The 22,593-nt window shown below is 72.1% G+C and carries 21 protein-coding genes; 10 read left to right on the top strand and 11 right to left on the bottom strand.

All coding sequences use genetic code 11. From position 1 onward, the window contains the following. Positions 1-33: 33 nt before the first annotated feature. Together H1W00_RS04465 and H1W00_RS04470 are read right to left on the bottom strand one after the other, a co-directional pair. On the bottom strand, positions 34-825 hold the full coding sequence (locus H1W00_RS04465; RefSeq protein WP_181753986.1) for a calcium-binding protein: 792 nt from the start codon (positions 823-825) through the stop codon (positions 34-36). Positions 826-912: 87 nt separating this feature from the next. Beyond that, positions 913-1,626, bottom strand: a complete 714-nt coding sequence (locus tag H1W00_RS04470) for a class E sortase (protein WP_181753988.1) — start codon at positions 1,624-1,626, stop codon at positions 913-915. Positions 1,627-1,773: 147 nt separating this feature from the next. On the opposite strand from H1W00_RS04470, the gene H1W00_RS04475 reads away from it, so the two are divergent. From H1W00_RS04475 to map, 5 genes are all read left to right on the top strand, one after another. Then, complete coding sequence (locus H1W00_RS04475; RefSeq protein WP_181753991.1) at positions 1,774-2,232, top strand: MaoC family dehydratase; 459 nt, start codon at positions 1,774-1,776, stop codon at positions 2,230-2,232. Between the two features lie 4 nt (positions 2,233-2,236). Beyond that, positions 2,237-3,457, top strand: a complete 1,221-nt coding sequence (locus H1W00_RS04480; RefSeq protein WP_181753993.1) for an acyl-CoA dehydrogenase family protein — start codon at positions 2,237-2,239, stop codon at positions 3,455-3,457. After that, positions 3,454-4,242 carry an SDR family oxidoreductase gene (locus tag H1W00_RS04485; RefSeq protein WP_181753995.1) on the top strand — a complete coding sequence of 263 codons (789 nt, stop codon included), beginning with the start codon at positions 3,454-3,456 and terminating at the stop codon, positions 4,240-4,242. Before H1W00_RS04480 ends, H1W00_RS04485 begins: the two co-directional genes overlap by 4 nt. Before the next feature lie 76 nt (positions 4,243-4,318). Next, entirely contained in the window at positions 4,319-6,178 is a 1,860-nt protein-coding gene (locus tag H1W00_RS04490) for a hypothetical protein (protein WP_181753997.1), read from the top strand. Positions 6,179-6,200: 22 nt separating this feature from the next. Beyond that, a complete protein-coding gene (map, locus tag H1W00_RS04495) occupies positions 6,201-6,968 on the top strand; it encodes a type I methionyl aminopeptidase (RefSeq protein WP_181753999.1) in 768 nt (255 codons plus the stop codon). Here the strand turns inward: map and H1W00_RS04500 are convergent. Further along, a complete protein-coding gene (locus H1W00_RS04500; protein WP_181754001.1) occupies positions 6,952-8,322 on the bottom strand; it encodes an amidase family protein in 1,371 nt (456 codons plus the stop codon). The genes map and H1W00_RS04500 overlap by 17 nt on opposite strands. Before the next feature lie 117 nt (positions 8,323-8,439). On the opposite strand from H1W00_RS04500, the gene H1W00_RS04505 reads away from it, so the two are divergent. Continuing rightward, positions 8,440-9,021, top strand: a complete 582-nt coding sequence (locus H1W00_RS04505) for a maleylpyruvate isomerase N-terminal domain-containing protein (protein ID WP_338072823.1) — start codon at positions 8,440-8,442, stop codon at positions 9,019-9,021. Beyond that, positions 9,018-9,623: a DinB family protein gene (locus tag H1W00_RS04510; protein ID WP_181754003.1), complete on the top strand. Its 606-nt coding sequence runs from the start codon at positions 9,018-9,020 to the stop codon at positions 9,621-9,623. The genes H1W00_RS04505 and H1W00_RS04510 overlap by 4 nt, the downstream gene beginning before the upstream one ends. An 89-nt stretch (positions 9,624-9,712) precedes the next feature. Here H1W00_RS04510 and H1W00_RS04515 read toward each other — a convergent pair whose 3' ends face one another. Then, positions 9,713-10,663, bottom strand: a complete 951-nt coding sequence (locus H1W00_RS04515; protein WP_181754004.1) for an FKBP-type peptidyl-prolyl cis-trans isomerase — start codon at positions 10,661-10,663, stop codon at positions 9,713-9,715. Between the two features lie 121 nt (positions 10,664-10,784). On the opposite strand from H1W00_RS04515, the gene H1W00_RS04520 reads away from it, so the two are divergent. Further along, positions 10,785-12,224 carry an NCS2 family permease gene (locus H1W00_RS04520; protein WP_181754006.1) on the top strand — a complete coding sequence of 480 codons (1,440 nt, stop codon included), beginning with the start codon at positions 10,785-10,787 and terminating at the stop codon, positions 12,222-12,224. 103 nt (positions 12,225-12,327) lie between these two features. Here the strand turns inward: H1W00_RS04520 and H1W00_RS04525 are convergent, their stop codons facing one another. The 3 genes from H1W00_RS04525 to H1W00_RS04535 are packed head-to-tail and all read right to left on the bottom strand — an operon-like array spanning position 12,328 to position 14,804. Continuing rightward, positions 12,328-12,774 carry a DUF3817 domain-containing protein gene (locus H1W00_RS04525; protein WP_181754008.1) on the bottom strand — a complete coding sequence of 149 codons (447 nt, stop codon included), beginning with the start codon at positions 12,772-12,774 and terminating at the stop codon, positions 12,328-12,330. A gap of 42 nt (positions 12,775-12,816) precedes the next feature. After that, positions 12,817-14,232 carry a flavin-containing monooxygenase gene (locus H1W00_RS04530; protein ID WP_181754010.1) on the bottom strand — a complete coding sequence of 472 codons (1,416 nt, stop codon included), beginning with the start codon at positions 14,230-14,232 and terminating at the stop codon, positions 12,817-12,819. Beyond that, positions 14,229-14,804, bottom strand: coding sequence for a TetR/AcrR family transcriptional regulator (locus tag H1W00_RS04535; protein WP_181754012.1), 576 nt, complete (start codon positions 14,802-14,804; stop codon positions 14,229-14,231). Before H1W00_RS04535 ends, H1W00_RS04530 begins: the two co-directional genes overlap by 4 nt. 57 nt (positions 14,805-14,861) lie before the next feature. Between H1W00_RS04535 and H1W00_RS04540 the strand changes: the two genes are divergently transcribed. Continuing rightward, entirely contained in the window at positions 14,862-16,535 is a 1,674-nt protein-coding gene (locus H1W00_RS04540) for an FAD-dependent oxidoreductase (protein ID WP_181754014.1), read from the top strand. 101 nt (positions 16,536-16,636) lie between these two features. On the opposite strand, the gene H1W00_RS04545 is transcribed toward H1W00_RS04540, so the two are convergent. Both H1W00_RS04545 and H1W00_RS04550 read right to left on the bottom strand, forming a co-directional pair. After that, the gene (locus tag H1W00_RS04545; protein ID WP_181754015.1) at positions 16,637-19,063 is read right to left on the bottom strand and encodes an ABC transporter permease; all 2,427 of its coding nucleotides are present in this window, start codon (positions 19,061-19,063) and stop codon (positions 16,637-16,639) included. After that, positions 19,060-19,836, bottom strand: a complete 777-nt coding sequence (locus tag H1W00_RS04550; RefSeq protein ID WP_181754017.1) for an ABC transporter ATP-binding protein — start codon at positions 19,834-19,836, stop codon at positions 19,060-19,062. Before H1W00_RS04550 ends, H1W00_RS04545 begins: the two co-directional genes overlap by 4 nt. A 230-nt stretch (positions 19,837-20,066) precedes the next feature. Between H1W00_RS04550 and H1W00_RS04555 the strand changes: the two genes are divergently transcribed. Next, entirely contained in the window at positions 20,067-20,732 is a 666-nt protein-coding gene (locus tag H1W00_RS04555) for a hypothetical protein (RefSeq protein ID WP_181754019.1), read from the top strand. Between the two features lie 8 nt (positions 20,733-20,740). On the opposite strand, the gene H1W00_RS04560 is transcribed toward H1W00_RS04555, so the two are convergent. Together H1W00_RS04560 and H1W00_RS04565 are read right to left on the bottom strand one after the other, a co-directional pair. Continuing rightward, a complete protein-coding gene (locus H1W00_RS04560; RefSeq protein ID WP_181754021.1) occupies positions 20,741-21,424 on the bottom strand; it encodes a response regulator in 684 nt (227 codons plus the stop codon). Then, complete coding sequence (locus H1W00_RS04565) at positions 21,394-22,587, bottom strand: sensor histidine kinase (RefSeq protein WP_181754023.1); 1,194 nt, start codon at positions 22,585-22,587, stop codon at positions 21,394-21,396. The genes H1W00_RS04560 and H1W00_RS04565 overlap by 31 nt, the downstream gene beginning before the upstream one ends. Positions 22,588-22,593: the final 6 nt, after the last annotated feature.

Raw genomic sequence — 22,593 nt, forward strand, 5'->3', positions numbered from 1 at the left:
GCCCCTGGGGCGCCCCGATCAGCCGCTGGGTGCCTACGAGATCGTCTCGCAGTTCTGCGGGTCGACGATCGTGTCGCCGGGGTCGGCGCTCACCCAGTCGTCGCCGCCTCCGCACGTGATGCGGTCTCCGGCGGCTCCGTCCTTGGCGAAGAACCAGTCCACCCCCGACCCGCCGACGAGGTGGTCGTTCCCCGGTCCGCCCTCGAAGTAGTTGTTGGGCCCGCGCGCGAGCAGCTGGTCGTTGCCGGTGCCGCCGACCAGCGCCGAGCCGTTCGGGCCTCCGCCCAGCGTGTCGTCGCCGGCGGCGCCGTCGACCCGGCCGAGTGGGTGGGCGCCGCCGATCAGAACGTCAGCCGCCGACCCACCGAGGAGGTTCTCGACGTCCGCGTTGATCGAGCCGCTCGTGCCACCGCTGATCCCTGCGCTGCTGCCGATGGCGGCCGACACGGACTTCGTCACACCGGCGTAGGACACGGTGTCGTTCCCGGCTCCGCCCATGAAGGTGGACTTGCTCGTCCCCACCGAACCACTGGTGACCTGGCACAGCGTGACGTCCGCTGACGTGCCGCAGAGGGGAGTGCCCGCCGGAACGGAGAAGGGCGCCCCAGACGCGTCCTTGAACGTGACCAGGGTCGAGGTTCCGCTGGCGAGGACGGTGTACGAGTTCGCGACACCACTTCCGGCGGTGAGGAAGGTGTCGTCGGTCGACTGTCGCAGCCTGCTGGGGGCGCCGGCGGCGTGGGCGACGCCGGACGTCGAGACGGCGAGGCCGAGTGCGAGCGCAGCGCCGGACGCGAGCACGAGCCGGTGAGGTGGGTGGTTCATCTCTTCTCCCCGATCGGTATGGAACGGGCGAAAAGGAACACGGAGTTACACCATGCGTCGTGGAGCGGTCGCGGACGCTGAGACCGGCTAGACGTGCTCGGTCTTCACGAGCGTCCCGAACACCGCCGAGCGGTTGTCGGTGTGGAAGATCTCCGAGCACGTGGTGAGGGTCAGCAGTGACTCGGTGGGGCGGGCCTTCGTCCTCTGGTCCTTCGACTCCCGGGCCTTCTCGGGCACGGGCTGGACCACCCAGATGTCGGTGAAGTCGACGATGGTGTCGGTGCCGGAGTTCTGCAGCTCGTACGTGTAGACGTGCGTGCGCGTCTCGACCTCGACGAGGTCCCCGGCGCGCAGCTTCGGGAAGTCCTTGAACGGCTGGCCGTTCGTGACGCGGTGGCCGGCGACGGCGAAGTTGCCCTTCTGGCCCGGGCGCTGGGTGTCGGTGAACCAGCCCACGCCCGAGGTGAGCGCGGTGTCGTCGATGCCGGCCACCACCGGCACCTCGAAGTCGTCGCCCCACCGCGGGGCGCGCAGCACGGCGAACACCTGGCCCATGCGGATCTCGTCGCGGGTGGCGTCGCCCTCGCGGTTGCCCTTCCAGTCGTCGGCCAGCGCGACCGCCATCTCGCCCTGGCGCTGCTTCGCGACGATGTTGGTGCCGATGTAGTTCCACGCGGCCCAGCCGAGCCCGAGCACCAGCACGAGGCTCAGCAGGCTCGCCACGAGGCGCGCCGGCCGCAGCTGCGGGGTCGGCTTCAGCTCGGGGCGCTCGCGGCGCGGCGGGCCGACGGGGACGTTCATGTAACCGAGTGTCACATCTGCGCGGCGGCGCGACAATCGAGTCCGCCGAACCCGCGTGCCACCGGTCGAGCAGGACCGTTGCCGGTGACCTCGTCCTCGCGGTACGGTGCAGACTAAGCAAGCGCTTAGTCACCCCAGGAGACCCCGATGACCCGTGAGTTCGAGACGATCGCCGACCTGAAGGCCGCCACCGGCCAGGAGCTGGGCACCAGCGACTGGGTCACGGTGACCCAGGAGAAGGTCAACCTCTTCGCCGACGCCACCGGCGACCACCAGTGGATCCACGTCGACCCCGACGCGGCCGCGAAGGGCCCCTTCGGCAAGCCGATCGCCCACGGGTACCTCACGCTGAGCCTGCTTCCGGTGTTCACCGCGCAGATCTACAGCGTCAAGAGCGCCGTCATGGGCGTGAACTACGGCGCCAACAAGGTGCGCTTCCCGCACCCCGTGCCCGTCGACTCCCGCGTGCGCGCCACCGCCACGCTGAAGGAGACGCAGGACATCTCGATCGGCACCCAGGTCGTGCTCACCGTCGTCGTCGAGATCGACGGCGTCGAGAAGCCGGCCTGCATCGCCGACGTCGTCTACGTCATCGCCGAGGGCTGATCCGATGGACTTCGCCTTCGACGACAGGACCCAGGACCTCATCGCGCAGATGCGTGCCTTCATGGACGAGGTCGTCCACCCGGCCGAGGCGCTCGCGCACGAGCAGATCGAGGCCAACTACGCGAACGACTCGTGGGACATCCCCGCGGTCATCGAGGACCTGAAGGTCGAAGCGAAGAAGCGCGGGCTGTGGAACATGTTCCTGCCCGGCGAGGGGGGAGCAGGGCTGTCCAACCTCCAGTACGCGCCGCTGGCCGAGATCCAGGGCCGCAGCATCCAGCTGGCCCCGCCGGCCACGAACTGCGCGGCCCCGGACACCGGCAACATGGAGGTGCTGAACGAGTTCGGCACCGACGAGCAGAAGAAGCAGTGGCTCGAGCCGCTGCTGGCCGGCGAGATCCGCTCGGCGTTCGCGATGACCGAGCCCGACGTGGCCTCCAGCGACGCCACCAACATCGAGACCTCGATCGTGCGCGACGGTGACGAGTACGTCATCAACGGCCGCAAGTGGTGGATCACCGGCGCGATGAACCCGAACGCCAAGGTCTTCATCGTCATGGGCAAGACCGATCCGACGGCCGCCCGCCACCGCCAGCAGTCGCAGATCCTCGTGCCGCGGGACACCCCGGGCCTGGAGATCGTGCGCGGGATGCACGTGTTCGGCTACCACGACCGCGACCACGGCGGCCACGCCGAGCTGCGGTTCACCGACGTTCGCGTGCCGGTCACGAACCTCATCGCCGGCGAGGGCGACGGGTTCGCGATCGCCCAGGCGCGTCTCGGCCCAGGCCGGATCCACCACTGCATGCGCTCGATCGGCATCGCCGAGCGGGCCATCGAGCTGATGTGCCAGCGCGCGCAGGACCGCACCGCGTTCGGCAAGCCGCTGGCCGACCAGGGCGTCGTGCGCGACTGGATCGCCGAGTCGCGCGTGCGGATCGAACAGCTGCGCCTCCTCGTGCTGAAGACCGCGTGGCTGATGGACACCGTCGGCAACAAGGGCGCGCACACCGAGATCCAGGCGATCAAGATCGCGACGCCGCAGACCGTGCAGTGGATCCTCGACAAGGCGATCCAGGTCCACGGCGGCGGAGGCCTCAGCCAGGACTTCCCGCTCGCGGAGATGTACGCCGGCATCCGTACCCTGCGGTTCGCCGACGGTCCCGACGAGGTGCACAAGAACTCGCTCGCGAAGGCCGAGCTGAAGAGGCAGGGACTCCGATGACCGGGCGTCGTTGCGTGGTCACCGGTGCGGCCGGTGGCATCGGCCTGGCGATCGCCGAGGCCCTGGTCGAGCGCGGTGACCGCGTCCTGCTGGCCGACCTCGACGAGCAGCGCGTGTCCGAGGCCGGCGAGCGGCTCGGACAGCCGTGGTTCGCCGGCGACGTGGCGTCCGAGGCGGGCGTCACCGACCTCATCGCCCGCGCGGACGAGGAGCTGGGCGGCATCGACGTCTTCGTCGCCAACGCCGGCATCTTCCGCGGCTTCGGTCTCGACGCCGACGAGTTCGACTGGTCGCTCTCGCTGGACGTCAACCTCATGGCGCACGTGCGCGCGGCGCGCGCGCTCGTGCCGCGGTGGAACGTCGAGAACCCCGGCGTCTTCGCGGTCACCGCGTCGGCGGCGGGCCTGCTGACGCAGCTCGGCTCGCCGACCTACTCGGTCTCCAAGCGGGCCGCCGTGGGCTTCGCCGAGTGGCTCGCCGCCACGTACGGCGACCGTGGCGTCCGAGTCACGGCGCTGTGCCCCATGGGCGTCGCGACGCCGATGGCCGAGGCGGGCGAGACGGCCACCGAGCCCGACGCGCGGCTGGCCCACGCGTCGGTCGCGGCGGCGGGCGAGACGCTGGCGCCGAGCGAGGCCGCGCGGGTCCTGCTCGAGGCGATCGACGAGGGCCGCTTCCTCGCGCTCCCTCACGAGTCCGTCGGCACGATGTACGGCCGCAAGGCCCAGGACACCGACCACTGGCTTTCGGGGATGCAGCGCTTCCGGACGTCGCTCGGAGGCTGATTCGGGTATCACCCCCGGTGGGACGGACTCTGTGGATACGATCATCCGACTCAAGTCCTTCAACCGGGGGTACCCGATGCATCGTCCGACCCTGCGCTGGCTGTCCGCCGCCGCCATCAGCGGCGTGGCCGCGACCGCGCTGGTCGCCCCCGCCTCGCCCGCCGTCGCGGCCCCCGCGGCGTTCTGCTCCGACGGCAGCGTGCCGATGATCACCCAGGACGAGGTGGTCGACACGTTCGACGAGAACACCGCGGTCACGGGCCTCACGGTCGTCAAGGGCACGCAGCCCGTGCAGTTCACTGGCCGCTACACCGGCCACCTGGAGAACGCGCTCGGCCAGGGCGTCGACATGCTGCTCTTCGAGCTCTCGGGTGCCGGGATCGACACGGGCAGCCCGAGGGCGGGCATCTGGTCGGGCATGTCGGGCTCGCCCGTCTACGCCCAGGACGGCCGGCTGATCGGCGCGGTCGCGTACGGTCTCAACGCCGACAACATCCCGATCGCGGGCGTGACCCCGGCCGACCACATGAAGCGCACCGGCGTCGACCGCCTGGGCCCGGCGCAGGTCTCGATCACGCGCCGCGGCCTGAGCGGCGTCTCGGCCGCCACCGAGGTGGACCTCGCGGGCGCGACCCTGCCCCTGCTGCGGACGCGCAAGGTCGTGGCGGGCGGCGCCAAGGCCAACCGCCTCGCGAACCGCACGCTGGCCCGGGTCCCGGGCGCCTCGCCGGCCGCCCGCTCGGCGCGCGCCGGTGGCTTCGCGGCGGTCGCGACGCCCACGGTCATCGACGACCCGCTCGTGCCCGGCGGCAACATCGCGGTCGGCTACTCCACCGGCGACCTGTTCTCCGGCGGCGTCGGCACGGTCACGGCGATCTGCGGCTCCACGGTGTGGGCCTTCGGCCACCCGATGGACTTCGCCGGTGAGACCTCGCTGTCGATCCACAACGCCTCGGCGGCGCTCATCGTCCCCGACGCCACGGGCGAGGTCGGCTCGTACAAGCAGGTCTCACGGATCGGCCAGCAGATCGGCACGATCACGCACGACGGCTACGCGGCCATCCGCGGCGAGCTCGGCCTGATCAAGGGCTTCGGCGTGACCACCCACGTCTACAACGCGTCCGCCCAGCGCATCCGCACGTACAGCGGCACGGTCGTCAACCCCGACATGGCGGCGTTCGCCGCGAGCTACGCGCCCGCCTTCGCCGCCGTCGACACGCTCGACAACCTCGGCATCGGCACGGCGCGTCACGTCTGGCGGATCTCGTACCGCCTGCGCGACGGCCGTACCGGCACCCTGACGAACGAGCAGGTCTACTCCGACCGCGGCGAGCTGGGCGACCAGCTGGCCGGTGACATCGGTGGCGACGTCGCCTCCATCGTGGGCACCGACCTGGCCGACGCGACCATCACCTCGGTCACCTCGCACCTCACGCTGCGCAGCGCGAAGGCGATCGAGTACCGGTTCAGCGGTGCCCAGAAGTGGAACGGCAAGGCCTGGGTGACGCTCGGCGGCTCGTCGGTCAAGGCCGGCCGCGGCGTGCTCGTGCGTCCCGTCTACCGCGAGTACGTGAACGGCAAGCCGCAGGGCCTGCGCACCGGCCCGTCGAAGAAGTTCACGATCGGCAGGAACGCGGTCGGTCGCGGCAAGGTCACCTATGCGCCGAAGGGCGCGGCCTCGAAGCCGGAGTGCATGGAGGACGAGGACGGCGAGATCTACTGCCCCGAGTTCGGTGGCGACGACGAGGGACCCCGGACGTTCGCGGCCCTGCTCGAGCAGCTGGACGCCCTGATTCCCTCCGACCGTGCCGCCGTGACGGCAGGCTGGAAGTGGAAGGTCGGCCGCTCCAAGGGAGCCTCGCAGCGCCGTGGGGCGTTGGTCGCCCCAGGCAAGGTCAGCGGGTCGTACACCGCGACCTTCCGGGTCCGCCGCTGACGCGGGTCCGTAGGCTGGCCGCATGGCGATCGAGCTGCTGAACCCCACCCAACTCGACGAGATGCGGCCGGCCGGCCGGTTCGTCGCGGAGGTCCTCACGACCCTGGCCGAGACGGCCGACGTCGGGATGGACCTGCTCGAGCTCGACGCCCTGGCCCACCGGATGATCAAGGACCGCGGTGCCGAGTCGTGCTACATCGACTACGCGCCCTCGTTCGGCCGTGGCCCGTTCGGCAAGGTGCTGTGCACGAGCGTCAACGACGCGGTGCTGCACGGCCTCCCGCACCGGTACAAGCTGCGCGACGGCGACCTCGTCAGCCTCGACTTCGCGGTCAGCGTCGATGGGTGGGTGTGCGACTCGGCCCTCAGCGTCGTCGTCGGCACGCCGCGCGACGAGGACCTGCGCCTCATCGAGGCCACCGAGGTGGCCCTCGCACGGGCGATCGAGGTGGCCCGTCCCGGCGGGAAGATCGGCGACATCAGCGCCACCATCGGCGAGACCGCCCGTGAGTACGGCTACACGGTCAACACGCAGTTCGGCGGCCACGGCGTCGGCCGCACGATGCACGGAGACCCGCACATCTCGAACGACGGCGTGGCGGGCCGCGGCTTCCCGCTCAAGCCCGGCCTGGTCATCGCGATCGAGCCGTGGCTGCTGGCCTCGACCGACGAGATCCGCATGGACGACGACGGCTGGACGATCCGCAGCGCCGACGGCTCCCGCGGCGCCCACAGCGAGCACACCATCGCCATCACCGACGGTGACCCCATCGTCATGACCGCCCGCTGACGCCCATCAGCTGATCGACGGCGCGCAGGACGAGGGCGTCGGCGCCCACGTGGCCGGCCAGCATGACGCCCACGGGCAGGCCGTCGTGCACGTGGCCCGGCACGCTCGCGGCCGGCTGACCGCTCATGTTCATGAGCGCCGTGTAGGGCGTGAAGAGCAGCTCGCGCCGGTGGTCCTCGGTGGGGTCGCCCGACTCCGTGAACCACGCGTGGGGCTGCGGCGGCAGGGCCAGGGTCGGCGTGAGGAACAGGTCGAACGACGCCAGTGAGGCGTTGACCGCCGCCGTGGTCAGCTCGAGGAACGTCAGTGCCGCGGCGAGCGCCGGGGCGGACGCCTGCCCGCCGCGCTCGTACCAGTAGCGCGTGGTCGGCCGCAGCGTCCCGATCGCCTCCGGGGGCAGCGGCACCGAGGCCATGCCCGCCGACCAGACCACGTTGAACTGCGGCTCGAGCTCGGCCGGCCACGGGTTCGCGATCTCGACCACCTCGTGACCCAGCCCGGCGAGGGCCTCGCGCGCGGCGGCGACCGCGGCCACCGAGCCGGGCGATGCGTCGACGAAGTCGAGGTACGGGTCGGTCCAGGTGGCGATCCGGAGCCGGCCGGTCTCGCGGCGGATCTCCTCGGCGAACGGTGTCGCCGGCGCCGGCCACACGCGCGACGAGCCGGGGACCGGACGGGCGAGCAGGTCGAGGACCGCGGCGACGTCGCGCACCGAGCGCGCGAGCACTCCATCGGTGGCCAGACCGCTCCAGGTGGGGGAGTCCGGTCCGGCCCCGACGCGCCCGCGCGAGGGCTTGAACCCGAGCACGCCGCAGCACGACGCCGGGATCCGGATCGAGCCGCCGCCGTCGCTGCCCGGAGCGAGGGGCAGCAGCTGCGCGGCCACGGCCGCGGCGGCGCCACCGCTGGAGCCGCCGGCGTTGAGCGCCGGATCGGCCGGGGTCCCCGTGGGCCCGACGACGTCGTTGTCGGTGTAGGAGCTCAGGCCGAACTCGGGGGTGTTCGTCTTGCCGAGGCTGATGAATCCGGCCTCCTCGACGAGACCGACCAAGTCGGCGCTGTGGTCGGGGACCTGGTCGGCCAGCAGGCGCGAGCCCATCGTCGTGCGGACGCCCGCGGTGGGCGTGAGGTCCTTGAAGGCCGTCGGCACGCCGGCGAAGGGCGGCCGCTCGTCGAGGGAGTCCAGCTCGGCGGCGCGGGCGAGCGCACGCTCGGGTGTCACGGTGACGAAGGCGCCGAGGTGGTCGGCCTCCACGCGGTCGAGGAAGTGTTGCGTCACCTCGACGCACGACACATCGCGGGCGGCGATCGTGGCAGCGAGGTCGTGGGCGTCCAGCTCGTGGAGTGCGGTCACCCCGCCACCGTCTCGTGCACGCAGGTGGTTCGACAACCCGGGTCCTCGCCGCCCTTGACGCCGCGGAGGGGGGAGCGGTCGACTGGGAGCCTCGTGTCGTCGACCGTCGGAGGATCCGTGTCCGCATCTCATCCCGGGGCGTCGAAGCCCCTGGCCGAACGCCATGCCCGCGTCACCGACGGGTTCACCTCCGTGGCCGACCGCGTCGAGGACTGGGACGCGCCCACGCCGGTACCCGAGTGGGCGGCGCGCGACGTCGTGGAGCACCTCGTCACGTGGTCGCAGGGCTTCCTCGCCTCCGGGGGCGTCCACCTCCGTCGCGAGGTCGACCTCGCGGATCCCGCCGCGGCCTGGTGCACCCACGCCGCCGAGATCCAGGAGCTGCTCGACTCGCCGGCGGCCGAGGACGACTTCACGCACCCGCAGCTGGGCACCGAGCCGCTGGGCGGCATCATCGACCGGTTCTACTCGACCGACGTCCTCATGCACACGTGGGACCTGGCCGAGTCGGCCGGCGTGCCGTCGGGCCTGGACCCGCAGGAGTGCGAGCACCTGCTGCAGGGGATGAGCCTGCACGAGCAGATCCTGCGCGACTCCGGTCAGTACGGGCCGGCGGTGCCCGTGCCGCCCGACGCCGACGGGGTGCTCAGGCTGATGGGATTCATCGGTCGCGACCCCGGGTGGAGGGCGAGCCGATGAGCAGCCGGGAGACCAGCCTGCACTACCTGCAGCGGGGCCACCGCGCCGTGCTCCGTGCCGTGCACGGAGTGGACGAATACGACGCGCGGCGACCGCTGACGCCGACGGGGACGAACCTGCTGGGCCTGGTCAAGCACCTGGCCATCGTCGAGCTCGAGTACGTCGCGAGCTGCGCCGGCTTCCGGAGCGACCTCGGGACGCCGTGGGAGACCACCACGGGCGAGGAGGACAACTCCGACCTGTGGCTGACGCCCGACGAGAGCGCTCAGTCGGTGGTCGACCTCTACGTCGCCGTGGGCGAGCACACGGCGCGTGCCTGTGAGGAGCTGCCGGCGGACTCGCCGGCGAAGGTGCCGTGGTGGGGCGAGCCCGACACGACCTTCGACTACCTCTTGGTTCACATGGTGTCGGAGACGGCGCAGCACGCGGGACACCTGGAGATCCTGCGCGAGGGCCTCGACGGCCAGGGCGACACGTGGGACGAGTCGCGCAGCGAGCGCGACGCGGCCTGGTGGGCTGCGCTGAACGAGCGGATCACCGCGGCCGCCGAGCGGTTCCGCGGCTCAGGCTCCGTGGTGACGGCGCCCGCGGGCTCGTTCTGACGCACCAGGCCTCGCCACTTGTGGAACGGGATCCACCTTCCGAAGCGTGTTCGGCGTGGATCCCGTTCCAAATGTGGGCTGGTGAGGCGTCAGGAGTCGATCGAGACGATCTCCACGACGAACAGCAGCGTCTTGCCGCCGAGCTCGTTGCCCTCGGAGGCCTCGGTGCCGTAGCCGTACTCGGCGGGGATGTTGATCAGCACCGTGGAGCCCTCCTTCTGGCCCACGACGCCGGCCTTGAAGCCCTGCACGACCTGGTCGGTGGAGAGCTGGGCGGGCTGGCCGTCCTTGCCGAACGTCTGCTGGAAGACCTTGCCCTTGTCCTCCCAGGTGCTGCCCTGGTAGTTCACGGTGAGGGCGTCGCCCGCCTTGACGGTCTTGCCGTCACCCTCCTCGAGGACCTTGACCAGGACGTCCTTCGGCGGGTCGGTCTTCGGCAGCGTGACCTTCGGCTGGTCGCCCTCGAGGCTCACCTCCGGGACATCCGTCTTCCAGTCCTCGGCCTTGACCTCCTCGCGCACGTCGACGACGTCGGTCACGATCACGAGCGAGTCGGTGGCCTTGATGTTGAGGTCGGCGTAGCCCTCGGCGCCGTAGACGTCGGACGCGGCCACCGTGGTGACGACGCGCGAGCCGGTGGGGACGCACTCGATGCCGGCGCGGAAGGCCTCGAAGGTCTTGTCGTCGCCGGCGGTCAGGGTGGCCTGCTCGCTGAGCGCCTGCTTGCCGTCGCGACCGTTGAAGACGGTGATGACGGCCTCGACCTGGTCGCCCTTCGAGGTGTCGTCGCCGTCACCGTCGTCGACGACGGTGCGCTGCAGGTCATCGGCCTTCGCGGCCAGCGGCGCGGTGAAGGTGGCCTTGGGGCCGGTCTTTCCGAATTCGCCCGAGACCTTCACGGCGTCGCTGGAGGCGCCCGAGTCGTACTCCGTGCAGCTCTCCTTCTTCGAGTCCTTCGCGTCGTCGTCGCCGGAGCCGCAGGCCGCCAGGGGCGCCACGGACAGCAGCAGGACGAGGGGCAGGGTCTTCAGGTTCCGCATGGTTCTCATTTCGTCGAGGGAGTCGCCCGGACAGTCTGCCGAGCGTACCTGTCCGTTTCCTGAGAGCCTCCGATGAGCCCGCCGTGCCGGGACGCTCGCGCGCTTGGCAGGATGGGGACCCGTGACGACTACCCTCGATCGCTACTTCAAGATCTCGCAGCGCGGCTCGTCGGTCGGACAGGAGGTCCGCGGCGGCGTCGTGACCTTCCTGACGATGGCGTACATCATCGTCCTCAACCCGATCATCCTCAGCGGGGTGGCCGACGCGGACGGCAAGTTCCTCGGCGGAGGCACCGAGCCGGGCTCGGGATTCGCGACGATCGCGGCCTGCACCGCGCTCGTGGCCGGCGTGCTGACGATCCTGATGGGCGTGGTCGCGAACTTCCCGATCGCGCTGGCGACCGGCCTGGGCCTGAACGCCTTCGTCGCGTTCTCCGTGGCCACCCAGATGACGTGGGCCGACGCGATGGGCCTGGTCGTTCTCGAGGGCATCGTGATCCTCGTGCTGGTGCTGACCGGCTTCCGCAAGGCGGTCTTCGACGCGGTGCCCGGGCAGCTGAAGACCGCGATCGCGGTGGGCATCGGCCTCTTCCTGACCCTGATCGGCCTGATCGACGCGGGCTTCGTGCGTGCCACCGGCAACGCCGCCCCGCCCATCGGCATGGGCATCGCCGGCGAGCTGTCGGGCTGGCCCGTGCTGGTGTTCTGCTTCGGCCTGCTGCTGATGATCAGCCTGCACACGCGCCGGGTCCCCGGAGCGATCCTCATCGGCATCGTCGTGACCACGATCGTGGCGATCATCGTTCAGGCGATCACCGACACCCCGGGCTCGGGCGGCGACCCGACGTCGAAGGGCTGGAACCTCAACGTCCCCGCGTGGCCCGACAAGATCGTCGAGACGCCCGACCTCTCGCTGCTCGGCGACTTCAACCTGCTCGGCTCGTTCGACCGCGTCGGCGTCGTCGCGGCGGTTCTCCTCGTCTTCACCCTCATGCTCGCGGACTTCTTCGACACGATGGGCACGATGACGGCCGTCGGCGCCGAGGCCGGCCTGAACGACGAGGACGGCGCGCCCGAGGGCGCGCAGCGCATCCTCATCGTCGACTCGGTCGCCGCCGCGGTGGGCGGTGCCGCCGGCGTCTCGAGCAACACGTCCTACGTGGAGTCCACGGCCGGCGTCGCCGACGGCGCGCGCACCGGCCTGGCCAGCGTGGTCACGGGCCTGTGCTTCCTGCTGGCCACGATCTTCACGCCCGTCGTCCAGATCATCCCGAACGAGGCCGCCGTGGCCGCGCTCGTGCTGGTGGGCTTCCTGATGATGACGCAGGTGACCGAGATCGACTGGAAGGACCCCGAGATCGCGATCCCGGCGTTCCTGACGATCGCCTTCATGCCGTTCACGTACTCGATCACCGCCGGCATCGGCGCGGGCTTCCTGGCCTACGTCGTGCTCAAGGTCGTGATGGGCCGCATCCGCGAGGTCCACGTGCTGCTGTGGATCATCGCCGCGCTGTTCGTCGTCTACTTCGCGATCGACCCGATCACGCGCGCGCTGACCTGAGCCGAAGAACCGCACGCCCGACTTTTGTGACGCCCTTCGGCTTCTGAGCCTCGATCCGGCCGACTCCCGTCACAAAAGTGGGGCGTGCGCGGGTCCGCGGGGGTCAGCTGGTGGGCGGGCCCACCACGAGGGCCGCGCCGGTGAGGGCCACGACGGCCAGCACGCCGACGGCCAGGCCCTGCAGGGGCTTGCGCACGAGCCACGCGACGAGGCGGTCAAGGGTGCCGGCCGGCTCGCCGGTCGTCAGGCGCCACCGCTCGGGCAGCGCGCCCTGGCGCTCGCTGACGACGTCGAACCAGATCGTGAAGAACGGCGGCACGGCGGCGAGCAGGCCGAGCGCCGAGCGCTTGAGGCTCCACTGCGCGTCGATCGCGACGACCACGGTGGTGACCACGTAGGCCACGAAGACGACGCCGTGCAGCATGCCGCCGATCCGCACCCCCAGCTCGGTGGTCTCGGTGACGTACTTGAGGAACATGCCCGTCAGCAGCAGGGCCCAGGTGATGGCCTCGGCGACGGCGACGGTGCGGAACAGGCGGCGGGGGGACATGCCTCCATTGTCCCCGCCCGGCTCAACCTCCCGGAGGGCGCCTCAGGCCCACGCGAAGTCCTCGTCGTGCACCTGCGAGACCACGCTCTCGTACGCCCACGTGCCGCCGGGCCAGTTCGAGGTGATGCGACCGGTCTCGGGATGGCGGTACCAGCTGGAGCACGACGCCCAGGCCGACCGCGCGAGCTGGTCCTGCACCCGCGCGTCCCACCGCTGCTCCGCCTCGGGCCGGGCCTGGACCTCGTGCGCTCCGCGGTCCCGCATCCGGTCGAGCGTGGCGCGGATGTGACGCGACTGCGCCTCGAGCATCGTGATGATCGACCCGCCGCCGAGGTTGGTGTTGGGGCCGTAGGCCAGGAAGAGGTTCGGGAAGCCCGGCACGTGGATGCCGAGGTGCGCGCGAGCGCCGTCGCGCCACTGCTCGTGGAGACTGCCACCCGGACCGGTGACCTCGATCCCGTGCAGGAAGTCCTGCGTGTCGAAACCGGTGGCGAAGCAGATCGCGTCCACGGCGTGCCAGGTGCCGTCGGCGGTGCGGACCGACTCCGGGCGCACCTCGGTGAGCGCGTGCGGCACGAGGCGCACGTGGTCGCGCGTCAGGGCGGGGTAGTACTCGTTGGAGAACAGGATCCGCTTGCAGCCCACCTGGTGGCGCGGGACGAGGTCGCGCCGCAGGCCCGCGTCGCGCACCTGCACGCGGCGGTGCGTGGCGGCCAGGCGCTCGATGAACGTGGCGACCCCCGACTCCGGATCGAGCCCACGCGAGAACTGCTGGGTGATCCAGTCGATCGGCCGCCGTTCGCGGGCGGCGAGGTCGCGGTACCAGGCCGGGTAGGCGCCGTCGAGCTTCGGCAGCACGTGCTGGGCGGACCGCTGCACCACGACGAGCTCGCGCGCGACCTCGGCCAGCCGCGGCACCAGCTGCACGGCGGACGCGCCCGTGCCCACCACGGCCACGCGTTGACCGGCGAGGTCCACCGAGGCGTCCCACGAGCCGGCGTGCAGCACCGGTCCGGCGAAGGACTCCCAGCCCGGGACCCGGGGCGCACTCGGCTCGGACAACTGGCCCACCGCGCTCACGAGGACGTCGACGGTCTCGGCGGTGCCGTCGTCGAAGGCGACGCGCCAGCCGCTCGCGTCCCGGTGCGCGGACACGACTCGCGCGCCGAAGCGGCACCGCGGGGCGACGCCGAACCGGTCGGCGACGTCGCGCAGGTAGGTGAGAATCTCGGCCTGCACGGGGTAGCGGCGCGACCACCGGTCGCTCGGCGCGAAGGAGAAGGAGTAGAGCGGGGCCGGCACGTCGCAGCCCGAGCCCGGGTAGGTGTTGTCGCGCCACACGCCGCCGAGCTCGTCGGCCCGCTCCCACAGCCGCACGTCGTCGTACCCGTGCGTGAGCAGCTCGACCGCCGTGCCGATGCCGCCGAAGCCGGTGCCGATGATCCCGATCGACGTCATGGCGCCGTCACCGTGAGGACGGCCGCGCACACGTCGGCGTGGACGTCCTCGCGCTCGAGCGTGCCCTGCACCAGCCACTCGCGGCAGAGCGCCTTCACGTAGGCCGCCACAGGGCGGAGCCGCGCGCGCAGGGCGGCGTCGTCGGGCAGCGCCAGCGCGTCGAGCACGAGGCGGGCAGCGCGGTCGTCGGCCTCGTCGACGATCGCCTGGACGTCGGAGGGGCCGTGGAGGTTCGCCGCTCCTGAGGCCGCGACCCACGCCTGCCCGTAGGTGGTCGCCGCGTCCAGGATCCAGTCGATCGTGCGGCTCACGCGCTCGGGCAGCGGCAGGCCGGAGAGGTCGGGGAGCGCGGCCTCGGGCATCTGCACCGACTCGCGCATGACCGCCAGGAACAGCGCGCGCTTGCTGCCGAAGTAGTGGTGGACGAGGCCGCGCGTCACGCCCGCCGCGCGGGCCAGCTCGGTGGTCGAGACCTGATCGTACGGGCGGGAGGCGTAGAGCACGGCCGCGGCGTCGAGGATCGACCGGCGCCGGAAGTCGGGGGCGAGGCGGGTGCGCGCCGCGGAGGTCATGGGCCAGTCTCGGCGGCCTATTGGCAACCTGTCAACAGTCCCCTACGGTGAGGTCGCGTGAGCGATTTCGACTACGACGTGGCGATCGTCGGATCCGGGTTCGGCGGCAGCGTCACGGCACTGCGGCTGCGCGAGAAGGGCTACTCCGTCGTCGTGCTCGAGGCCGGCCGCCGGTTCGCCGACGCCGAGTTCGCCACCTCGTCGTGGGACGTGCGCCGCTACCTGTGGGCGCCGTGGGCCCGGTGCTTCGGGATCCTGCGGCTCACCCCGCTGCGTGACGTGCTCATCGCCAGCGGCGTGGGCGTGGGCGGCGGCTCGCTGGTCTACGCCAACACGCTCTACCAGCCGGGCGACGAGTACTTCCAGGACTCGCGCTGGGCCCACATCACCGATTGGAGGGCCGAGCTGGAGCCGCACTTCGACCAGGCGAGGCGGATGCTGGGCGTCGTCACCTACCCCGGCTCGACGGCGGCCGACCGGTTGTTGGCCGAGGTCGCCGACGAGCTGGGCGTGGCCGAGACGGTGCACCCGGCCGACGTCGGCGTGCTGTTCGCCGACCGGCCCTCCCTGCCGCTGGCCGATCCGTTCTTCGGAGGCCGGGGCCCGGACCGCACGTCGTGCACCCAGTGCGGCGCCTGCCTGACGGGGTGCCGGATCGGCGCGAAGAACACCCTCGTGAAGAACTACCTGCACTTGGCCGAGCAGGCCGGGGCCGAGGTCCGCCCGCTGACGACCGTGACCGACGTGCGCCCGCGCGGACGCGGCTACCGGGTGTCCACTCGAGGGACCGGGACCCCGTGGAAGCGGGGTGGCCTCACCGCCGAGCAGGTGGTCTTCTCGGGCAACTCGCTCAACACGCAGGACCTGCTCCACCGCCTGCGGCGCCGCTCGCTGCCCCGGATCTCGCCGCTGCTTGGCACGCTGGCGCGCACCAACTCCGAGTCCGTGCTGTCCGCGCGCGACGGCGACCGCCGCGCCGACCACACGCCGGGGCTCGCGATCACCTCGTCCTTCCATCCCGACCCGCAGACGCACGTCGAGCCCGTCCGGTACGGCCCCGGCTCCGGGCTGATCGGGCTGCTCAACGCGCACCTGGTCGATCCGGTCGAGGGGATGCCGCGGTGGCGCGCCACGCTGCGGACCTACCGTCGGCTGGGCGTGCGGAGAGCGTTCCGCCTCCACGACCCGCGGCGCTGGGCCGAGCAGTCGATCGTGATCCTGACGATGCAGACCCTCGACAACTCGGTCACGACCTTCCTCCGGCGCCGTCCGTGGGGCCTGCGAATGACCACGCGCGAGGGGATCGGCGAGCCGAATCCCGAGTGGATCCCCGTCTCGCACCGCGTGGCCAGGAGCCTCGCCCGGCGCGTGGGCGGCGTGGCCGGAGGCTCGGTGGCCGACCTGGTGGGCGTGCCGGTCACGGCCCACTTCATCGGCGGCTGTGTCATCGGAGCGACGCCCGAGGAGGGCGTGGTCGACCCGTACCAGCGACTCTTCGGGCACCCCGGCCTGCACGTGGTCGACGGATCGACGATCAGCGCCAACCTCGGCGTGAACCCCTCGCTGACGATCACCGCGCAGGCCGAGCGCGCGCTGTCGCTCTGGCCCAATCGCGGCGAGCCCGACGCCCGGCCGGCGCTCGGCGAGCCCTACCGCCGGCTCCCCGCCGTGCCCCCACGGGACCCGCAGGTGCCGGTCGGCGCTCCCGGTGAGCTGCGCTGGGCCCGCTGATCCAGGGTCCCTGACGCCGAGTGGCGCAAAGACGCCCGCCACTCGGTGAGTGGCGGGCGAATCTGCGCCACTCGCCGAACCGGGGGAGTGGCGGGCGCGACTCAGTCGAGCGTCAGCCCCTCGGCCGGCATGACCCGCGCGCCCCGGCGGGCCGGGAGGGTGGCCGCGGCCAGCCCGGCGGCCGTCGCGACGACCAGCACGGCGGCCAGCTGGCCCCACGGCACCACGAGGCGCGCGTCGGGCATGACGTCGGCCACCACCGTGGCCACACCGAACATCGCGTAGACCGTGCCGAGCACGACTCCCATGACCGACGCGACGAGCGCCAGCAGCATCCCCTCGGCGGCCAGCACGCGGCTGAGGCCACGGCGGGTCAGCCCGAGGGCACGCATCAGGGCGTGCTCGCGGGACCGCTCCAGGATGGAGAGCCCGACGGTGTTCGCGATCCCCACCAGGGCGATGAGGATGCCGACGCCCAGCAGTCCGAGGACCGCCCACACCAGCACGTCCAGCTGCGTGGCGACCCACTGCTGGTCCTTCAGGTTGTTGGCCACCTCGCCGTCCGCGTCGCGGGTGAGTGCCCCGAGTGCTCCGGCGAGGTCGTCCGCGTCGGCGCCGTCCTCGGCCAGGACCCAGAGCACGCGCACAGCGGCGTCCGGTGCCACCTGCTCGAGGGCCTCAGTCGGGACGATCGCCGCCTGACCCCACTCCGAGCCGACGACGCGGGTCGCGAGGGTGACCGCGCCGTCGCCGGTCCGCAGGGTGAGCTCCTCCGGCACGCCGTCGGCGAACTCCTGGGCCACCGCGGCCGGGATGAGCACCTCGTCGCCCTTCGGGCTGATGGCGGCCGGGTCCAGCGTCGCGGCCCGGTCGGCCTCGCTCGCGGCGATCACCGTGAGCCGTCCGGCCTCCGACGCGACCGTCGCACCCTTCACGCCCCGGACGTCGGCGACGTCAGGGACCCCGCGCACCGCCTCGACCAGGTCGGGGTCGAAGGCGCGGGCTCCGCTGACGGCGAAGTCGACGGGGTACTCGGCGTCCATCTCGGTCGTGACGGCGTCGCGGGCGCTGGCCATGCCGGTGAGGATCGCCGTCGCCAGCGTGACGCCGACGAGCAGCGACGCCGTGGTCGCGGCACTGCGGCGCGGGTGACGCACGGCGTTGGCCGCGGCGACCCGGAACGGCCCGCCCGCGCGGCCGACCCGTCCGAAGAGCCGCAGCAGCCGCGGCACGACGACGGGCCCGAGCAGCAGCACGCCGATGAACGATGCCATCCCGCCGGCCAGCATCAGCGGCATCGAGGACCCCCACACGGCCAGGCCGAGCGCCGCGAATCCCGCAAGCGTCGTCAGGACGCCGACGGCGATGCGGACCCGGCCCGCGGTCGTGCGGGCGGTCGGGTCCGCGGCGGGCCGCAGGGCCGCGAGTGGGCTGACGCGCACCACGGCGCGCGTCGGCAGCCAGGCCGCGACGATCGTCGTGAGCACGCCGCCGACGAACGCGGCCACGAGCCAGGTCGGGGAGTGGCTGACGGGCCCGAAGGCCTCCTCTCCGGCAAAGGCGCGGATCAGCCAGCCGAGCAGCCGTCCCGTGACGATGCCCGCCACGACGCCGGTCGCCCCGGCGACGAGCGCCAGCACGAGCGCCTCGGCGCGCACCGACCTCAGGACCTGGCGGCCCGTGGCGCCGACGCAACGCAGCAGGGCGAAGTCACGGCTGCGCTGGGCGAACAGGATCGTGAAGGTGTTCGCGATGACGAGCACGGCCACGAAGCCGGCGATCGCCGCGAAGAGCAGCAGCAGGTAGGACAGGACGTCGGCGCCCTGGTTCATCAGCACGATGCGGGCGTCCACGTACTCGTCGCGAGTCTGCACCGGCGACTCGGTCACCGCGGTGAGCGCCTCCTGCGCCCCGGCCACGTCGTCGCGCACGTCGTAGGCGACGGCGTCGGGAATCGCCAGGCCGACCGCGGCCATGGCCGGCCACGTGATGTCGACGTCCGCGTCGAGGTAGCTCGAGGAGCCGGCGAGGCCGACGACGGTGACGTCCACCGTCTCGCGGCCGACCCCCACGGTCAGGGTGTCGCCGAGGGCGATGCCTTCCGCCTTCGCGGTGTCGGTGGAGACGAGCGCCTCGCGGTCGGAGCTCGGGGCGCGGCCGCTCGAGATCTCCTGCGAGCGCAGCTGCGGATCGAGCGCGACGGTGCCGACGCGGACGTCGTCCCCGATCGTTCCCTCGGGCCCTTCCACCGTGGTCCACGTGGAGGCGATCACGGCGGCCCGGTCGCCCCGGCTCTCGGCCACCCGCAGGACGCGGTCGGGATCGGACTCGGCGATCCCGTACTCCTCGCCCACGACGAGGTCGGCCTCCGGGTAGGCCGCCTCCACACTCGCGGCGATGCCGCTGCGCGCGCCCGAGCCGATGGCGTCGATCACGACGACGAACGCCACCGCGATCGACACGGCGACGAGCGCCGAGACGTAGCGCCGGGTGTGGGTCCGCAGCGACGCGAACAGGACGGTCCTCATCGGGCACCGCCCTCGAGGGCGTGGACGATCTCGTCGCGCGAGGGGGTGTCGAGGTGGGCCCTGACGCGACCGTCGGCCAGCACGACGACGTCGTCGGCGTAGGCGGCCGCGTCGAGCTCGTGCGTGACCATGACGACCGTGTGGCCCATCTCGATGACGCTGCGGCGCAGGTAGGACAGCACCTCGGAGGACGCGGTGCTGTCGAGGTTGCCGGTGGGCTCGTCGGCGAAGACCACGTCGGCGTCCGCGGCGAGCGCCCGGGCGATCGCGACGCGCTGCTGCTGACCGCCCGAGAGCTCGCCGGGGCGGTGGTCGAGTCGGTCGCGCAGCCCGAGGACGTCGATGACCTGCTCGATCCGCTCGGTGGCGCCCGGCTCGAGGCGGCGGCCGGCCAGCTCGAACGGCAGCATGATGTTCTGCCGCGCGGTCAGCATCGGCAGCAGGTTGAATGCTTGAAACACGAAGCCGAGGTGGTCGCGGCGGAAGTGCGTCAGCCGGTCGTCGTCGAGCGCGGTGATGTCGGTGCCCGCGATCGCGACCGTGCCCTCGGTGGGGCGGTCGAGACCCGCGAGGCAGTGCATCAGCGTCGACTTGCCCGAGCCGGACGGGCCCATGATCGCGGTGAACCGGCCGGGCGCCAGGTCGAGGTCGACGGAGCGCAGCGCGTGCACCGTGGTGTCGCCGTGGCCGTAGGTCTTGGACAGGCCGCGCACGGACGCGGCAGGCATGACGCCGCGCTCGGTGGCGGCGCCGGGAAGGGAGGTCGAAGTCATGCCTCGACGCTATTTCCGGGCCGGGGCCCGGGGCGTCGCCTCACGGGCGGATCTTCGGCGTCCGCCCACGGTATGACGCGGGGCGTCGGGCATGTCGGTCTCGTGTCCGAGGCTCGCCGCGCGCGCCAGCGGACGGGAAGCCGGAGGGGAATGGCGAAACCCCGGCGATGTGGCGTGAACCAGGGATCGTTCCGGGGTCTTCCCGAGCAACTATACGGAGGGGGTGAGACATGTCAATCGACGCTGACGAGGCGTGGAATGACGTGCGGATCGCCGGGCTCCTGACCCATGAGCGACTGAGCTCGTACCTGGCGGTCACGCCGGACCTCGGCGAAGCCATCCGCCTCTACGAGTGGAACGTCGAGGCCTCGGCTTCGCTCATGGCCACGACCGGGATGGTTGAGGTCATCGTGCGCAACGCCCTCGATGAACGGTTGGCCGAGTGGGCCGCGGCGCGCGGCAAAGGTCCGTGGTTCGACCTTGCGCCGCTGGACCAGCGAGGTCGGCGCGACATCGTGAAGGCGCGTGAGCGTGCCTCGAAGCGAGGGCGCGAACCTGTTGTCCACGGGAAGGTCGTCGCTGAGTTGAGCTTCGGCTTCTGGCGGTACCTCGTGGCCAGGCGCTACCACGCGAGTCTGTGGGTGCCCGCCCTCCATCGGGCCTTTCCCCAAGGCCATGCCGACCTGCGTGAGAGGCGCCGCCAGGTGGAAGATCGCCTGACGAGCCTGACGATCGTGCGCAACAGAGCCGCGCACCATGAGCCGATTCATCGGCGCAACCTGCTGTCCGACCTTCGGGCTGCGAAAGAGCTGGCGTCGTGGGGCGATGTCGAAGCTGGGGCATGGGTCGGCGCGAAGTCATCCGTCGAATGGCTCGTGGATCGCCGCGGGCTGTGAATGTACGGTCAGCCGACGAGGCCCGCCTCGAAGGCCAGCAGCACGAGGTGCACGCGGTCGCGCGACCCGGTCTTCGCGAGCAGTCGGCTCACGTGCGTCTTGACCGTCGCCTCCGACACGACGAGCGTCGAGGCGATCTCGGGGTTGCTCAGGCCGCGGGCGATCAGGCCGAGGACCTCGCGCTCGCGCTCCGTGACGCCGGACAGGCGCCGGTCGGCGGCGGCCGAGGCCCGTGGGGCGGACGGTGCCGCGAGGAAGTGGTCGAGCAGTCGCCGGGTGGTCGAGGGGGCGACCACGGCGTCGCCGGCGTGGACCGCGCGGATCGCCGCGAGCAGGTCCGGGGGAGCGGCGTCCTTCAGCAGGAAGGCCGAGGCCCCGGCGCGGAGCGCGGCGAACGCGTACTCGTCGAGGTCGAAGGTGGTCAGCACGATGACGCGGGGGCCGTCGTCGCCGGGCGCGATCCGGCGCGTGGCCTCCACGCCGTCGAGGCGGGGCATGCGCACGTCCATCAGGACGACGTCGGCCTCCACCTCCGCGAGCAGCCGCAGCGCCTCCTCGCCGTCGCCGGCCTCACCCACCACCGTGAGGTCGTCCTGGCTCTCCACGAGCATGCGGAACCCGGCGCGCACCATCTGCTGGTCGTCGACGAGCGCCACCCGGATCACGTGGGGATCCTCGCACGCACGGCCCATCCGCCGCCGGGCGCGGGCCCGACCTCGAGCGTGCCGTCGTGGACCTCCACCCGCTCGCGCATGCCCAGCAGGCCGAGGCCGCCGGAGCCGTCGGCGGAGGAGCCGCGGCCGTCGTCGACGACCTCGATGTCCAGGGCGTCGTCGCTCGCCGCGAGGCGCACGACCGCACGCGCCTGCGGGCCCGCGTGCTTGCGGACGTTGGTCAGGGACTCCTGCACGAGGCGGTAGGCGGTCAGCGCGACGCCTGCCGGCACCGAGGGGACGGGGTCGGGGAGGTCGAGCTCGACCCTGTCGTCCGCCGTGACGAGTGAGGGGATGTCCTCGAGCCGTGGCTGCGGCGTGAGCGCGGGGTCCTCGGTGCCACGCAGGAGCCCGAGCAGCCGCCGCATCTCGGTGAGCGCGTCGCGGCCGACCGACGCGACGGCGCCGAGGGTCTCGACTGCGACCTGTGGATCCTTCGCTGCCGCGTACCGCGCGCCGTCGGCCTGCACGATCACCACGGAAAGGCCGTGCGCGACGACGTCGTGCATCTCGCGGGCGATCCGGGTGCGCTCCTCGGCGGCGGCCAGCACCGCACGCTGCTCGGCCTCGAGCGCCAGCTGCCGCCCACGCTCCACCAGGCTCGCCTCGTAGGCCCGCCGGATCCGTGCCTGGCTGCCGAGCGCCCACGCGGCCAGGACGATCGCGGCGATGCTGAAGAAGTAGGGCGACAGGTCGTCCAGCCCGATGTCGTAGTCGACGTACTCCAGGCCCGGCGGGTACGCGGCGATCGACGAGGAGGTCCACACCCACGAGGCGACGGCCGCTCCGCAGATGCCCACGCCGAGGCCCACGAGGGCCGCCCGGCCCGAGCTGTACCGCGCGAGGGCGTACAGCGCGGCCGGGAAGGCGACCTGTCCCCACGTCGGGATGTCGTAGGTCGCGGCCTGCAGCACGCTGGCCGCGGCGACGAACCCGAACACCAGGGCGGAGTGCCGCCGGCGCCAGAACAGTGGCACGGTCTGCAGCAGCGAGAGCGTCAGCGCCCACAGCGACTGCCCCGCCAGCACGGCGAACGGGAAGGACGGCAGCACCAGCGCCGAGGCGAGGGCGAGGTCGAAGAGCCGCGTCGCGCGCGGGCCCAGGCGCCACGGCCCCGCGGGCGCGATCCGGCTGTCCTCCATGGGCCC

This window comes from Aeromicrobium phoceense (assembly GCF_013868155.1).
Lineage (GTDB): Bacteria > Actinomycetota > Actinomycetes > Propionibacteriales > Nocardioidaceae > Aeromicrobium > Aeromicrobium phoceense.